This is a genomic window from Comamonas odontotermitis, from assembly GCF_040396735.1.
Taxonomy (GTDB): domain Bacteria; phylum Pseudomonadota; class Gammaproteobacteria; order Burkholderiales; family Burkholderiaceae_C; genus Comamonas; species Comamonas odontotermitis_C.
Genome location: NZ_JBEBNZ010000013.1, coordinates 71,548 through 85,257 on the forward strand (window position 1 = coordinate 71,548; position 13,710 = coordinate 85,257).

The 13,710-nt window shown below is 59.0% G+C and carries 17 protein-coding genes; 15 read left to right on the forward strand and 2 right to left on the reverse strand.

All coding sequences use genetic code 11. The annotated features are described in order from the left end of the window. Positions 1–15 precede the first annotated feature (15 nt). The 15 genes from ACH2DG_RS12880 (at position 16) to ACH2DG_RS12950 (ending at position 13,087) form a co-directional block, all read left to right on the forward strand. Entirely contained in the window at positions 16–249 is a 234-nt protein-coding gene (locus tag ACH2DG_RS12880) for a hypothetical protein (RefSeq protein WP_395026597.1), read from the forward strand. Beyond that, positions 242–1,174, forward strand: a complete 933-nt coding sequence (locus ACH2DG_RS12885; RefSeq protein ID WP_395026598.1) for a phage tail tube protein — start codon at positions 242–244, stop codon at positions 1,172–1,174. The genes ACH2DG_RS12880 and ACH2DG_RS12885 overlap by 8 nt, the downstream gene beginning before the upstream one ends. A 96-nt stretch (positions 1,175–1,270) precedes the next feature. Continuing rightward, the gene (locus ACH2DG_RS12890) at positions 1,271–1,606 is read left to right on the forward strand and encodes a hypothetical protein (RefSeq protein ID WP_395026600.1); all 336 of its coding nucleotides are present in this window, start codon (positions 1,271–1,273) and stop codon (positions 1,604–1,606) included. 20 nt (positions 1,607–1,626) lie between these two features. After that, a complete protein-coding gene (locus tag ACH2DG_RS12895; protein ID WP_395026601.1) occupies positions 1,627–2,022 on the forward strand; it encodes a DUF1799 domain-containing protein in 396 nt (131 codons plus the stop codon). Between the two features lie 8 nt (positions 2,023–2,030). Next, complete coding sequence (locus ACH2DG_RS12900) at positions 2,031–6,446, forward strand: hypothetical protein (RefSeq protein ID WP_395026602.1); 4,416 nt, start codon at positions 2,031–2,033, stop codon at positions 6,444–6,446. Between the two features lie 14 nt (positions 6,447–6,460). Further along, positions 6,461–7,384 (forward strand): hypothetical protein, encoded by a 924-nt coding sequence (locus ACH2DG_RS12905; RefSeq protein ID WP_395026603.1) that lies wholly within the window; start codon positions 6,461–6,463, stop codon positions 7,382–7,384. Next, entirely contained in the window at positions 7,384–8,466 is a 1,083-nt protein-coding gene (locus tag ACH2DG_RS12910) for a hypothetical protein (RefSeq protein WP_395026604.1), read from the forward strand. Before ACH2DG_RS12905 ends, ACH2DG_RS12910 begins: the two co-directional genes overlap by 1 nt. Beyond that, positions 8,467–9,129: a DUF4376 domain-containing protein gene (locus ACH2DG_RS12915; protein ID WP_395026605.1), complete on the forward strand. Its 663-nt coding sequence runs from the start codon at positions 8,467–8,469 to the stop codon at positions 9,127–9,129. A gap of 1 nt (position 9,130) precedes the next feature. Further along, positions 9,131–9,997 (forward strand): hypothetical protein, encoded by an 867-nt coding sequence (locus ACH2DG_RS12920; RefSeq protein ID WP_395026606.1) that lies wholly within the window; start codon positions 9,131–9,133, stop codon positions 9,995–9,997. A gap of 152 nt (positions 9,998–10,149) precedes the next feature. Continuing rightward, a complete protein-coding gene (locus tag ACH2DG_RS12925) occupies positions 10,150–10,368 on the forward strand; it encodes a Com family DNA-binding transcriptional regulator (protein WP_395026608.1) in 219 nt (72 codons plus the stop codon). Continuing rightward, positions 10,307–11,098 carry a DNA adenine methylase gene (locus tag ACH2DG_RS12930; protein WP_395026610.1) on the forward strand — a complete coding sequence of 264 codons (792 nt, stop codon included), beginning with the start codon at positions 10,307–10,309 and terminating at the stop codon, positions 11,096–11,098. The genes ACH2DG_RS12925 and ACH2DG_RS12930 overlap by 62 nt, the downstream gene beginning before the upstream one ends. 102 nt (positions 11,099–11,200) lie before the next feature. Continuing rightward, on the forward strand, positions 11,201–11,563 hold the full coding sequence (locus ACH2DG_RS12935) for a hypothetical protein (RefSeq protein WP_395026612.1): 363 nt from the start codon (positions 11,201–11,203) through the stop codon (positions 11,561–11,563). Next, on the forward strand, positions 11,560–11,955 hold the full coding sequence (locus ACH2DG_RS12940; RefSeq protein ID WP_395026614.1) for a hypothetical protein: 396 nt from the start codon (positions 11,560–11,562) through the stop codon (positions 11,953–11,955). The genes ACH2DG_RS12935 and ACH2DG_RS12940 overlap by 4 nt, the downstream gene beginning before the upstream one ends. Positions 11,956–12,005: 50 nt before the next feature. Beyond that, complete coding sequence (locus ACH2DG_RS12945; protein ID WP_395026616.1) at positions 12,006–12,521, forward strand: N-acetylmuramoyl-L-alanine amidase; 516 nt, start codon at positions 12,006–12,008, stop codon at positions 12,519–12,521. Beyond that, entirely contained in the window at positions 12,518–13,087 is a 570-nt protein-coding gene (locus tag ACH2DG_RS12950) for a lysis system i-spanin subunit Rz (RefSeq protein ID WP_395026618.1), read from the forward strand. The genes ACH2DG_RS12945 and ACH2DG_RS12950 overlap by 4 nt, the downstream gene beginning before the upstream one ends. Before the next feature lie 8 nt (positions 13,088–13,095). Here the strand turns inward: ACH2DG_RS12950 and ACH2DG_RS12955 are convergent, their stop codons facing one another. Together ACH2DG_RS12955 and ACH2DG_RS12960 are read right to left on the reverse strand one after the other, a co-directional pair. Continuing rightward, positions 13,096–13,260 (reverse strand): hypothetical protein, encoded by a 165-nt coding sequence (locus ACH2DG_RS12955; RefSeq protein WP_395026620.1) that lies wholly within the window; start codon positions 13,258–13,260, stop codon positions 13,096–13,098. Positions 13,261–13,306: 46 nt separating this feature from the next. Further along, positions 13,307–13,576, reverse strand: coding sequence for a hypothetical protein (locus ACH2DG_RS12960; protein ID WP_395026621.1), 270 nt, complete (start codon positions 13,574–13,576; stop codon positions 13,307–13,309). Positions 13,577–13,710 lie beyond the last annotated feature (134 nt).

The following is a 13,710-nucleotide window of genomic DNA, read 5'->3' on the forward strand; positions in this document are numbered from 1 at the left end:
CCACCTGGAGCATTTATGTCCAAAACCAAAGATGCGGCCTCCGCTGGAGACACGCCGCAGGGGGCAGTGCACACGTCTGCACAGCAGCCCAAAACCACAAAACCCGTCAAACCGGAAGCGTACCAGCCGCGCACTCTTGCGCCGCGTGATGTGCACACCGGCCAGGGCGGGCAGTATGTCCGCGATCCCGCAACCGGCATCCGCACCAAAGTGCCTGCCACCCCTGTAAAGGAGCAAGACAATGGCTAAGTCGATGCAAAAGATGCTGCTGTTGGCAGCAGTTGAGACGGTGTCGGGCACTCCCGTTGTGCCGTCGCCTGGCACCAATGCCATCCTGACGCGCAATCCCGTCTTCAACATGATTGACGGCGAGCAGGTCGAGCGCAACCTCATGAAGCCCTTCAAGGGAAATAGCGGCAAGCTGTTTGTGGGTGAACACCGCAAATTCACTTTCGAGGTGGAGCTTGCCGGATCAGGCGTGGCGGGCACCGCTCCGGCCTGGAGTCTGCTGTTGCAAGCCTGCGGTTTTGCAGAAACCATTACCGCTGGCGTGGATGTCACATTCAATCCGGTCAGCCAGGGCGAACCGACGCTGACCCTGTATGGCTATCTGGACGGCACTTTGTTCACAGTCAGCGGCGCTAAGGGCAATGTCAGCTTCGAGCTGAATGCCAAACAGATCCCGGTGATGAAATTCGAGTTCACCGGCAGCTACTCGGCAGCGACTGAGCCCGGTATGCCTGCAGGGGTGGACTACAGCGCGTTCATCATGCCCAAGACCGTGGGCAAGACGAATACACCCACGTTTACCTTCTTCGGCCTCAATGCCTGCACTTCTGCATTCAGCATCAACTGGGGCAATACCGTCACCTGGCGCGATCTCATCAATTGCGCGGGTGCCCACAGTCCTACGCGCAGCCCTACCGGCAGCGCAACGATTGAGCTGCCCAAGGCTGACCAGGTCAACTGGGGCGAGAAGGTGCGCACCAGCGATGTCGGCAGCGCAGCCCTGGTGCACGGTGTGACGGCTGGCAACATCATCGAGTTGCAGATGCCGCGTCTGCAGTCGGGCATCGGGACTGTGAACAACGATGCTGACATTGCTATGTTGCAGTTGCCATTCGACCTGATGCCCGACCAGGGAGACGACGAGCTGGTCATCATCTGCCGGTGATTCCCGCGCGACTGACGCGCACTTGTTTTTCCATCCTTTGACAAGGCCGCCCCACACCGGGCGGCCTTTTGCATTCTTGTTTACGGAGATATTCCCATGGGCTTTGTACTTGCCAAAACCGAAACCTTCCAGTGCGATGTGAAAACGCAGGAGCGCACGCCGAATGGCTCTTGGCGTGAAGAGTCGTTCTCGTTGATCTGCAAGCGCACGGGAGAAGACGACCGCGAGCGTCGCCTGCAGCTCAAGCACGGTGATCTGCTGCGCGAAGTGGTTACCGGCTGGAAGGGCATCAAGGACGAAAACGGTGCAGAAGTACCGTTCAACGAGCAGAACTTTGAAGGCTTCCTGCAGATCATCGGCGCAGTTGCTGCGGCCGTAGATCGTTACTGGCTCGACTGCATGGGCGTGAAGGACATCCGCTCAAAAAACTGATCGAGGCGGCTAGGTACTGGGTGGGCATCCGGGAGGAACCCGCCGATGCCTGGTTGCCCGATGAGGACGTGCTTGCCTGCATGCACGCCTTTGGTGCGCCCGAGAAGGACATCAATGCGGTGCGCGCCCGTATCGAGGCGCAGCGCGAGGCACTGCGCGGTGAGCTAAACGGCGCTGACTTCCCCGTGTGGGCTGAAAACTGGGATGTCGTGATGGCGTTCCAGGATGTGCAGACGCAGTGGGTGCGCTCTAGTTTCAGCGGTCAGCGCATGGGCCTCAACTATGCCGGTGTCAACGCCTGGCTGGATCGCTTCATACGTCGCACACGGCGCAAAAACATGTTTGCGGGCCTGCAGCTAATGGAGCGTGCGGTACTGGTTGCTGACCAGGAGCTGGCCGATAAAGAACGAAGGTGAGGTAATACATGGCTGCTCTAGGCTCCCTCGTAGTGCAGCTCGGGCTGGACTACGCCCAATATGCAGCGGGCCTGAATAAGACCGAGCAGCAGACACTGGATGCAGCCAAGCGTGTGCAGGACACGATGGACGGTATCAAGTCGTCTGCTGCCAGCTTTGCTGTTGGAATTGGTGCCGCTCTTGCGGGTGCGTTTTCGGTCGCTGCGTTCAAGGATATGGTGCTCGGCGTCACGGCCGCGCAAACCGAGCTGAAGCACCTGAGTGAAATTTCGGGTGTCTCTGTTGAGAAGCTCTCTGGCATGGCTGCTATCGCCAAGTACAGCGGTACGCAGGCTGACCAGCTGGCAGACAGCATGAACCAGCTCACGCAGAAGATGGTGGAGACCAAGAAGGAATCCGACCCTGCGGCCGAGGCTTTGAAGAAGATTGGCCTCAATTTCAAAGAATTCCGGGATCTGACCCCGGACGAGCAATTTCTGCAGATCGCCAAGTCGCTGGATAAGTTTGAGGACGGCGCGGGAAAATCTGCGGCGATCATGGCGATCATGGGCGAAGAGGGTGCCAAGCTCCTGCCGTTCATGAAGGATCTGGCGACTGCAGGCGAGATCCAAGCGAAGGTAACTGCCGAGCAGGTAGCGCAGTCTGAGCAGTTTCAGCGCTCGCTCATGGCTTCGCAGGCCAGCTCTGATGCCCTCAAGACTGAGTTTGTCAATGGCATGGTGCCAGCGCTCAACACCGCTAGCCAGGCCTTCAATGCAGTGATGAATGGCACCGATGGGGTGCGCGCGGAAACGCGCGCGCTGGCATCGGACGGCAGCATCAAGGATTGGACAACGACGGCTATCAAGGCACTGAGCTACGTTGTGGACGCCGGGCAGTACGTGTGGCGCACCTTCCAGAGTATCGGCAAAGGCCTGGCCGGTCTTGCCGCATCGGCGGTGGCGGTCAGTGATGGCGACTTCAAGGGTGCATTTAGCATCCTGCAGATGTCCGGCCAGGACATGATTGATGCCTTCAAGGGTGAGACCTGGGGCGAGAAGTTCCGCGCGCAGATCGATGCGCTATCGGTCTCTGCAGCGAATGCTGAGCCTGCCATCAAGAAGCCTACGCTGGCGGTCAAGGACTTTGTGCAGGCCGGTGAAGATGGTGCCAAGGCGGCCGACAAGATGGCGCAGGCCTACGCGGGCCTGATGTCATCCATCGGTGGAAAAATCGCTGCACTCCAAAAAGAAGATGAAATGGGCCGTCAGCTGACCGATTCCGAAAAGGAGCTGGTCAAGCTAGAAAGCGATCTGCTCACAGGAAAGGTCAAGCTGACTGCTGCCATGACGGCCAGCGTCAAGGCGAAACTCGCCGAGTGGTCGCAAGAGGAAAAGAATGCTGCGGCGCGCAAGCTGGAAAAGGAAGGTCTCGAAGCCGCTCGGCAGGCGCGCATCAAGTACACCTCGGATCTCGAAACCAGCGCCAAGGCGCTGATTGACGGCAACAAGTCGCTGGCCGAAGAGATCGAGCTGATTGGTAAGAACGATGCGCAGCGGCTTGCGATTCTCCAAAATCGCAATCTGGAAACCATCGCTATCAAGGAAGCCCATGCGGCCGAGCTGATGCGGGCGGCCGACCAGACCGGCACCATGTCGCGCGAATTGATCGCGCTGCAGGCCGAGATCGAGGCGCTGCGCGAGCGCAATAGTTTGCTCGGTGCCAAGGGCTTTGCCGAAGGGGCCGCAAAGGCTGCAGAGGCCACCCAGTCTGCCTGGAAGTCGCTGTATGAGAACGTTAGCAGCTCGTTGACCGATGCGCTGATGCAAGGCGGCATGAATGCCAAAGAGTATCTGAAGGGTATGTTGCGCAGCCTGTTTGTGCAGCCCTTTGTGATGAACATCGTTGGCAACGTCATGGGCATCTCTGGCACGGGTGGTGCAGGAGGGCAGATGGCGGGCGGTGGCATTGGCGGCTTTGGAGGCATCCCGAGTGGCCTCATGCCTGGTGGTGGCTTTGGTGGCATGTTCGGCAACTTCAATGCTGGCATGGCCGGTGGCTGGGTCGGCTTTGAGGGCGGCCTGACCATGATGCAGAACGGTGAGTTCCTGGCAGGCGGCATGCAGGCCTTGGGCGCAGCTGCACCCTACATCGGTGCACTGATACAGCTGGGCAAGGGAAATGTAGGCGGTGCCATCGGCACGGCGGCAGGCGCATACATCGGCTCCATCGTTCCTGGTATTGGCACGGCGCTTGGCGCTCTTGTTGGCAGCGTCTTTGGAAATGTGCTCAGCGGCCTCTTCGGTCGCAAGCTCAAAGACTCCGGCATCGAGGGCAAGTTTGGCGGTGATACTGGCTTCGAGGGCAACTCGTTTAAGTATTACAAGGGTGGGCTGTTCCGCAGCGACAAGACCACGCGTGAGGCGCTGGACGAGAATACGCGCTCTGCGTTTGCCGATCAGTTCTTTGCCATGGATGAATCCATCCGTAGCATGGCTGATACCTTGGGCCTGGGCACCGCTGCGCTGGACGGTTTCACCTATGACTTCAAAGTCAGCCTCAAGGGGCTGAGCGATGAAGAGGCGATGGCGAAGCTGCAGGAGGTCTTCGGCAACGCTGCCAATGCCATGGCTGAGGTGGTGCTCACCACTGACCAGTACGCCAAGGGCGAGGAAACCCGCCTGCAGACGCTTCAGCGCCTGGCTGGCAGCTTGAAGCTGGTCAATGGCTGGTTGGAAGTGGCGGGAGGCAAGCTCTACGACGTAGGCCTTGCTGGTGCCGACATGGCCAGCAAGTTGATCGACTCCTTTGGTAGTGCCGAGGCATTTGTTGCGGCAACGGGCAACTTCTACGCCAAGTTCTACAGCGATGCGGAGCGCCTGGCTGAGCTGCAGTCGAGTATCGGCAAAGTCTTCGCCCAAAACGAGCTGGGCAGCGTGCCAAAGACCCGGGAAGAGTTCCGCGCGCTTGTCAGCTCGCTGGATCTGACGACCGAGTCTGGCCGCAAGCTGTACGCCATGCTGCTGGGTCTGACCGACTCCATGGATACGCTCTACAGCGCGGCCGAGCAGATTGCATCGCTCAAGGGCGATATGCAGCTTGAGCTGCTCAAGGCCCAAGGCAAGGACGAAGAAGCCAAGCAGCTGGAACGCGCACGCCGCCGCAAAGAGCTGGAAGCCTATGGTGATGCCGAGCTGGTGCGCATGCAGGAGCAGATCTGGGCAGCGCAGGACGCCCGTGCTGCGCAGGAGGCGGCAGCTCAGTCTGCAACCAAGGCCTTGCAAGAGGCCGAGGCCGCGCGCCAGGCAGCGATCAGCGATGCCCGCGCGGTGGTGGAAGCTGCCATCGGCAACGAAAAGGAGTATTGGACTGCCTTTACGCAAGATGCGCAGACCAGTCTGCAGAAGGCATCGGGCTATCTCACGATGGTTACTGATGCTGCTCGCAACCTGTTCGGCAGCGTGGCTGACACAGCGGCCATGCAGTCTGCGCAGGGGTGGGTCTACATCGAGCGTGAGCTGAGCCGCTTGCGTGCCGGTGGCGGCCTGGGCGATACCGATTCCATGCGCAACGCCATTGGGGCCGCGCAATCAGGCATCGTGCTCGCCAACTATGCCACCAAAGCGGAGATGGACTACGACAAGAAGGTGCTAGCCAACCAGCTGACCGAGCTGGGCGATTATGCCGACCTGGCGAAATCCGATGCGCAGCTGCAGATCGATATTGGCAACAGCCAGCTTAAAAGGCTGGATGACCTGCTGGCAACGATCCGGGGCGACAACGCCAAGCAGTTGGCAACCACGCTGAGCACCAATGAGGCGCTGGAGCGGCTGTATAAGCTGCTCGATCCTGAAGAGCAGGCCCGCATCCGTGCGGAGAAGGCAAAGCAGGATGCGGAAGCCGCGCGGGTTGGTAGTGGCTCATCGGCCGCTTCTGGTAACCGCGGTGGCGGCACCTTGGGTGGCACGGTCGCTGGTGGCAATCGGGTGACGGTGGTCGCTCTCACGGCTGATGGTCGTCCGATCTACAGCGATGGCTCCATGGGCAAGACGGCAGCGGGTGAGTACACCTACAACGAGACCGGCAGCATGAATAGCAATGGCTACTCGGCAGCTGAGTTCGAGCGCTTCAAGACCAGCGGCGAGTTTGAGTGGGACGCTGCGAAAAACCAGTGGCGCAGGCTTGCGTCGTATGCCGTGGGTATCAACTACGTGCCATACGACCAGGTAGCGCAGATCCACGAAGGCGAAGCCGTTGTGCCAAAGGCGTTCAACCCATGGGCGGGCGGCAAGCTCCCTGGCAATGCGGATAACACCGCAGAGCTGAAGGAAGTGCGCAACATGCTGGCAAAGGTTGTAGGAGCTATTGAAGTCCTGCAAGAGCCTCTGGAGCGACTAGACCGAAACGTCAATGGAGTCACCGGCGGTGGCACAGGCGTAATTTAAGAGGAAGGAAGGAAATGATTGTTCTGTCGCCAATCAGTCTGACAGATGCATCGTTCCTGGAAGGCTCCATCCCCGCTGTCGATGTGACAGCGGGGGAGGTGGCCTGGGCGCCGGGGGCGGTTGCAGCGGGCGATCTTCGTGTTGATGGTGATGCCGTCTACAAGGCAGCTGCTGCCATCGCAAACTCTACCATTCGGCCCAGCCTGGACGGTACGCGATGGGAGCGCATGCGCCCCAGCAACCGCTGGGCCCCATTCGATCAGTACATCGGCACGGGCCAGGTGGGGCGTGTGGGCAGCGTCTCGTACGTCATCCGCACGCCATTCATCAATGGCCTGTCCATACAGGGCATTGTTGGTACGCAGCTAAATCTGACCATCACCAAGGGAGTGGGCGGCCTTGACCTGGTGCAGCCAGTCAGCATGCGCCTGCGCATCCCGGGCAAAGGGTGGTGGAACTACTGGTTTGGGCAGCGCACCCAGACCACCTCGTTCCGTCTCGAAAAGATCCCGCTGAGCTCACAGGCTGTGGTGACCATCACCGTCAGTGGTGAGCCCAATGCCCGTGTATCGATTGGGTTCCTGGCATTCGGCAAGTGGGTCAATTTTGGTACTGGCAAGCGCAACTACGGCACCAAGTGGGGCGGCAAGCTCAGTATCAACAACTACAGCAAGCGCAACGAAGAAGAGAACGGCGAGTTCACCTTGCGCCCTTGGGGTAACTCGATTGACCTGCAATTAGGTGTCTATATCCCTGCAGCCGACGCACCGTTTGCCTTGCAGGAACTTATCAATATGAAAGACAAGCCGGTAGCGATTTATGCGACCGACGTGCCTGGTTTTAGTTGGTTCAACACCGTGGGCTTTCTCTCCATGGATCTGTCGCCAGACAACAACCAGGACGTAGTTGGTGCGGCTTCCGCAAAAGGAGTTATTTGATGACAACCGTAATGCCCCCTGATCTGCCCGTAGACAATCCCGCTGTGCGAGATCTGGGCCAGATGCCGACCCTAGACATGGAGCCAGCTCAGTTTGCTCTGTTGGCCGAGCAAGTGACATTGAACATGCCGCCCTGGACGGATGAGCTGGAGTTGCTGGCCGGTGCTGTCAAAACCAATGCAGGCGTGAGCCGCACATTTGCATTCGCGTCCAAAGGCTTTACTGAAGATGCCAAGGCAACGCTCGCCCTTGCCAATGCATCCGTTGATGCGGCCTTGGCGGCCAGCAACTTCAAGGGTGAATGGGCGACACTTGCCGGTGCGCTGAATATGCCTGCATCCGTGCTGCATAACGGCGTCATTTATATGTTGCTGCGCAATGTTGCCAATGTCACTGCCGAAGTGCCAGGGGTCAGTACTGCATGGAAGAATCTGTCGGGGAATGTCACCCTGACGGGTGATCAGTCGATTGCCGGAAAAAAGACGTTCGCCGAGCGGCTCAAGCAACGAGACGAAGCTACTCTCGCTCAGCTGACTGTCGGTGGCACTCGCAAGGTGGTGTTGAACACCGCCAGTTCGCAGTGGATCACGCTTTGCCGCTTCAGTGGCTCCAACCGCCCCCTGTACTCCAGATTCATCTTGTCGTGTCCGGAGCGGCACTGGGCAGCAGAGATTACGTTTTCCAAGACAACGGCGGGCGCGGGCGGCGACTCCTGGGCATCGATCCGGATTCTGGGGGCGTATTCCTATTTCTTTGCATATCCCTTCCAGTACCGCATCAGTGGCTACGGTTCCAATTACGCGTCGTTCATTGAGATGCGCTTGCCTGGGATGGGCTCCACATCAGAGACATACCTGCTCACAGTGCTTGAGGAATACCAGACTGAGGATAACGTGCTCATTGATTATCCACTGGCAGTTATAGAGCCTGGCACAACCAGGATGGTTCCCAATGCCTTGACGTTTGGACACGGCAGCGGCTTGTACTACCGCTATGGGGAAATCGTCTGTGGTGGCACCTATGCGCCCGTGATCGAGAACAACGGCGCATCTGGACAAACAACACTTGAATCGGTGGCATAAATGGACGCATATCAATTCAATCGAGACTATCTGAGCGTCACGCGTCTGGCGGATGGCCTGGTGATTCGCTTCGATGACCAAGACCCCAACTATCCAGAATTCAAGGCATGGGCTCAAACCAATCTGCCCCTGCTTCCTGAGCCTACGCTTGAGGATCTGCAGGAGCAGAACGCGAATGCACCTATTCGCCTCCTGGATCGACCTTTGGAATGGTTTGAGGATTCGCGCGTCGGGCTACCCCAGCAGATCGGCGACGAGTGGGTGCGCCCTGTTGTGGCCGTGGATCTGCGGGAAGTGGCCGATCTCCCCACGCTGAAGGCGCGTCTGCTTACTGTATTGGCCGATGTGCGTTTTCAGCATGAAACTGGTGGCATTGTGATCAATGGCTCCCAGGTCAAGACCGACCGGGAGAGCCAATCTACCATTACCGGCGCTTACACCCGCGCGCTTGACGATCCTGCCACTACGGTGCGATGGAAGGCCGAAAACCATTTTGTGACCCTCGATGCAGAGGCTATCAAGATGTTTGGCGCTGCGGTCTTCGCGCATGTGCAGGGCTGCTTTGCGCGCGAAGCCGAACTGGCAGAGCAGATCGACCTCTGCGAGAACGTCAGCGGGTTGCAGGCCTTGGGCGTAACGATCCTTGAGGGATGGGAGGTGTGATATGGCGCTCCCGTCTACAGGTTTGATAACGCTGACAGCAGTCGGGTCGGAATTCGGCATCCCCCAGCCGCAGACTTTCACCAAGCTCTACGGCAAGGCTGCTGGCATTCCGTCTTCTGGCTACATCACGCTGACGCACTTCTACGGGAAGTCGAACGCCTTTACTTTCACGATTGCCGCCAGTGCTGTGCAGCCAAACATCCGGTCGCTGGCGACGGCTGCGGGGTGGAATGGATCGGCACCGCTGATCGTCAATATCACTGCACCGCTGATCAACTCGCTTGATCTCGGTAGCACTGCCTTTGCCGGGGGGATCACGTTGAACGTGTCTGCGGGTACGCGCATCGGTGGGGTGGGTGCCTCTATGAGTTCTGGTGCAGGTATTGCAGGCGTTCCCGGCTCATTCGCATTCAAGACGCGGGTGCCAGTCACGATCAACAACCAGGGAATCATCAGCGGAGGAGGTGGCAGCGGCAGTGCGGGCGACGGCCGGTTTGTCGATTACAACTCGTCGCGCACTATCTCCGATGACGGCTATGGAGGCTCGGGGCAAGGCTTTGCATCGTTCAGCACCCTGACAGTAAACGACCGTGGTTTTGGCGTGTCTGCCACCAGACGGGAGTACCCCGGCGCGGTGCTTGGCGGGCAGACAAAGCCCTGGGCTATTGGTGGCAGGGGTGGTGATGGCGGTACTTGGGGGCTGGCCGGGAATGTGGGCAGCGGTATCACTGACTACGGCGGCTCATATTCGGCAACAGGTATCACGATCAGGGCAGCGCCTGCTGGTGCCCCTGGCCCCGCCGTCGATGGCAATAGCTTTGTCGCATGGGCTGCACCTGGCACGCGCCTTGGCGGCCTGATCAACTGATTTTAAAAAAGACGGGGCGACCTGGCACAGTGCGGTAACACTGTACCAAGCCCCAAACCCGCAGAACACGCCTGCAAGTCCGGCAAGGCCACGCCACTCTCGCGAGAGCGGCGATAGTCTAACCGGAGTTCCAACCATGGAATTTTCTTGCAATGGACGATATTCGGTGCGGCAGCTGCGGCCGCAAACTCGGTGAAGGCATCTACACCCATCTCAGCATCAAATGCCCCCGCTGCGGGGTATTGAACAATCTGCGGGCCGTGAGCCCCACATCAGAGCGCCCTGGAGTGCCATTTGTAGAAAACAACAATGGCAAACCCTATCGTGCCCTGGATCGGCGGCAAACGCCGCCTGGTAGACCTTCTTCTTAAACGCTTTCCCCCGCATAGCTGCTATGTGGAGGTGTTCGCGGGCGGGGCGGCCGTCTTCTTTAGCCGGTCTCCTGCCGAGGTGGAAGTGTTGAATGACGTGAATGGCGACCTGGTCAACCTGTACCGCGTTGTTACTCACCACCTGGAGGAATTTGTGCGCCAGTTCAAATGGGCGCTCACCAGCCGCCAGGTCTTCAAGTGGATGCAGGAGACCAGGCCGGAGACGCTGACCGATGTGCAGCGTGCGGCGCGCTTCTTCTATCTGCAGCAGAGCTGCTTCGGTGGCAAAGTATCAGGCCAGTCTTTTGGTACTGCCACCACTGCGCCTGCCTTGAATCTGCTACGTATCGAAGAAAACCTCTCTGCCGCGCATCTGCGGCTGGCTGCAGGGGTGTATATCGAGCAGCTCGACTGGGCAGCTTGTATCGACCGCTACGACCGCCCGCACAGCCTGTTCTACCTTGATCCTCCCTATTGGGAGACCGAGGGCTATGGCGTGCCGTTCGGGTGGGAGCAGTACGAGCTGATGGCGAAGAAGCTCAAGAGCATCAAAGGCAAAGCAGTGGTCAGCATCAATGACCATCCAGCCATTCGTGAGTGCTTCAAGGATTTTGGCCTTGAGGCGCTTACGCTTGACTACATGGTAGGTGGTGGTGCCAACCGGGTTGAGCGCGGTGAGCTGGTGATCTACAACTGGGATCGTCAGGCCGAGCCTGCAGGGTTGTTCTGAGTGAGTGTGCATGCTGCGTATGTGGCCCCCTTGAGGGGCCTTTTTTCTTCCCGCTTCGGCGGGTTTTTCTTTATGGGGCACTCAATGGATTACGCAGCGATAGTGCAGAAGCTGTTAGACCAATTCGGGCCGCTCGCTGCCATCCTCGCTGGCATCGGCTACTTCCTGTGGCGCGATAGGCCTGGCCGCAAGCTGGCCGATGCTGACAGTGACGGCTCGGTCGATGCCATCAGCGAATGGAAGGGCATTGCGCAGGAGCTGCGAACGGCCAACAAAGAGTTGGCCGAGCGCGCCGATGCGTTTGCCCGAGAGCGCAACGAACGTGTTGCCGAGCTGGGCAAGCTGCAGGCGCAGATGGCGGAAATGTCAGCCCTGATCAGGAGTCAGAGCGAGCAGCTGGACAAGGCCAGGGGCGAGATCCAGCGCCTTACGCAAGAAATTGCACAACTACGGGGGCAGCGATGAGCAATACCGATTTTGGAGCCCTGGCCCATGGCGCGGGCGTCAAGAAGGCCCGCTATTGGGTCAGCAAGACCTGGGCAGTGCTGATGGTGATTGTTTTGCCTGGTTGGGGCGCATTCACTGCAGGCTACTGGCTAGGCGTGAGCGATGAGCGTGATCGTGGTGGTGAAGAGCTGTCCCGTTTGCAGACCGCCTACGGTCAGCAATTGAGCAGTTTGGCGGGCAAGACAGAGCGCGCCGCTGCCGCGACCAGCGAGGCGGCAACGGCACTTGCCAACACCTCGGAAACCGTCGAGCTGGTAGCCAACCAGGTAGCCACGCAAGCGGCCGCAAAACAGCCTGTCAAGCCTGCCGCACCTGGTGCTGCAGGCGTGCGAAGCCCTTCTACCCCTTAACCCCATGGCTTCGCCATATTTTTGCGCTACGTGCGCGTGAGAGGTTCTTTATGGATTTTGTGATTACCGCAGGCCACAGTAACACCGATCCCGGTGCTACTGCCTTTGGCTACAAAGAGGCGCTGATTGCGGTGGACGTGCGCAACCTCATTGCCACTGAGCTGCGCGCCATGGGCCACAAGGTGTGGACGGACGGCGCAGGCAGTGACAACCAGCCGCTTGCCACGGCCATCAATCTGATTCAACACGGTGCCATTGCGCTGGAGATCCACCTCAATGCCTCTGACAACCCGCAGGCCTCAGGTGTGGAGACGATTGCACTGCCCAAGTCCAAGGCCCTGGCTCAGCGCATCAGCTTTGCCATCAGCAGCGTGCTGACATTGCGTGTGCGGGGCGATGCGGGTTGGATCGATCAGTCGGCCAGCGCACGCGGCAAGCTGGGCTTTGTGGCTGCAGGCGGCTTGATTGCCGAGCTGTGTTTCATCAGCAATCGCGGCGATCTGGATAAGCTGCAGGCCAACATGCAGGCCGTGGCCAGCGCCATTGCAAAGGTGCTCACATCATGACCCTCGAACGCACTTTACTCGCGGCTGTGGCCGTTTCCGTGGCGGGCCTGGCAGGTGGCTGGACGCTCCATGCCTGGCGTACAGACAGCCAGCTGCAGGCCAAAGACGCCCAGATTGCCCAGATCCGGCAGAGCCATGCCAAGCAGCTGGGCGAGCAGGCTACGGCCGCGCGCCAGGTAGAGCACCTGGTGCTGCAGGCCACACAGCTCAACCAGGCCGCAATCGCGGCCGTAGACACTCAACTATCGGGAGAGAGAGATGCAGAGAAGCTGGAAACTGATCGCCTGCGCAGCTGTATTGCCGCTGGCACTTGTGGGGTGCGCTTCCGCACCAAGCGAGCCGTGTGCAGCACCGGCACAAACGACAGTGGCCGGGGCCTCGATGCCGTCCCCGGCCGCGTGGGCGATGCAACCCTCGCACTCGATGGAGAAACTGGACTCGCTGTTCTTGATCTCAGATCCAGCGTCAGAGACGATGCAGCCAAGCTCCAGTATCTACAAGCCTACGCCAGGCAGTGCGCCGGGGTTGAGGCCCAGAACCGACAAGTAGACATGCACCCAAGGTGAGCCCCGCCTTAGATTTCCAGATCCGCATGTATCCAGGCCTTGACCTGGGCAAGCGGATCGCTGTGCGGCATATCGAGTAGGGCTGGCCTGCTGCTCTGCAGGTACTCGTAGAACAATCCGATCTGCTTGCTGGTGTCGTAGTACGGAAACCAGCCATCGTTTAAATCCCGCATGTTCTGCCGCCAGGTGCGCCATAGCGCCACTACAGTTTTCTGTCTCTCAGAAGGGGACATCGTCGGAAAAAGAGGATAGGAACTCTTTTGGCGGCATGTACGTGGCGCGGTTGGTCAGGATGCCGGTGCACAACCGGCGGTTGTTTGCCAGTATCTCGGCATCGGTCTCCGGGATCTCGCGCTCGATCAAGGTATGAGGCAAGCATATCGCCTCTGGATTGTTTACCTTGATGTCTTCCTCGGTCGCATGGTGGTTGGTGGTAGTCCACTTGCCTGCCCACAGAATGCGCCATTTGTACTGCTTAATGACCTTCATGTTGACCTCCGTTGAATACTGTAATTTTATACAGTATTCGTGGGATGCAGGCAACATTCAGAGAGCGTAGCTAAAAGCGTAGGAAATGAAAATCCGTTGCCTATTTAGCTATAGAAATACCCCGATGCATCATC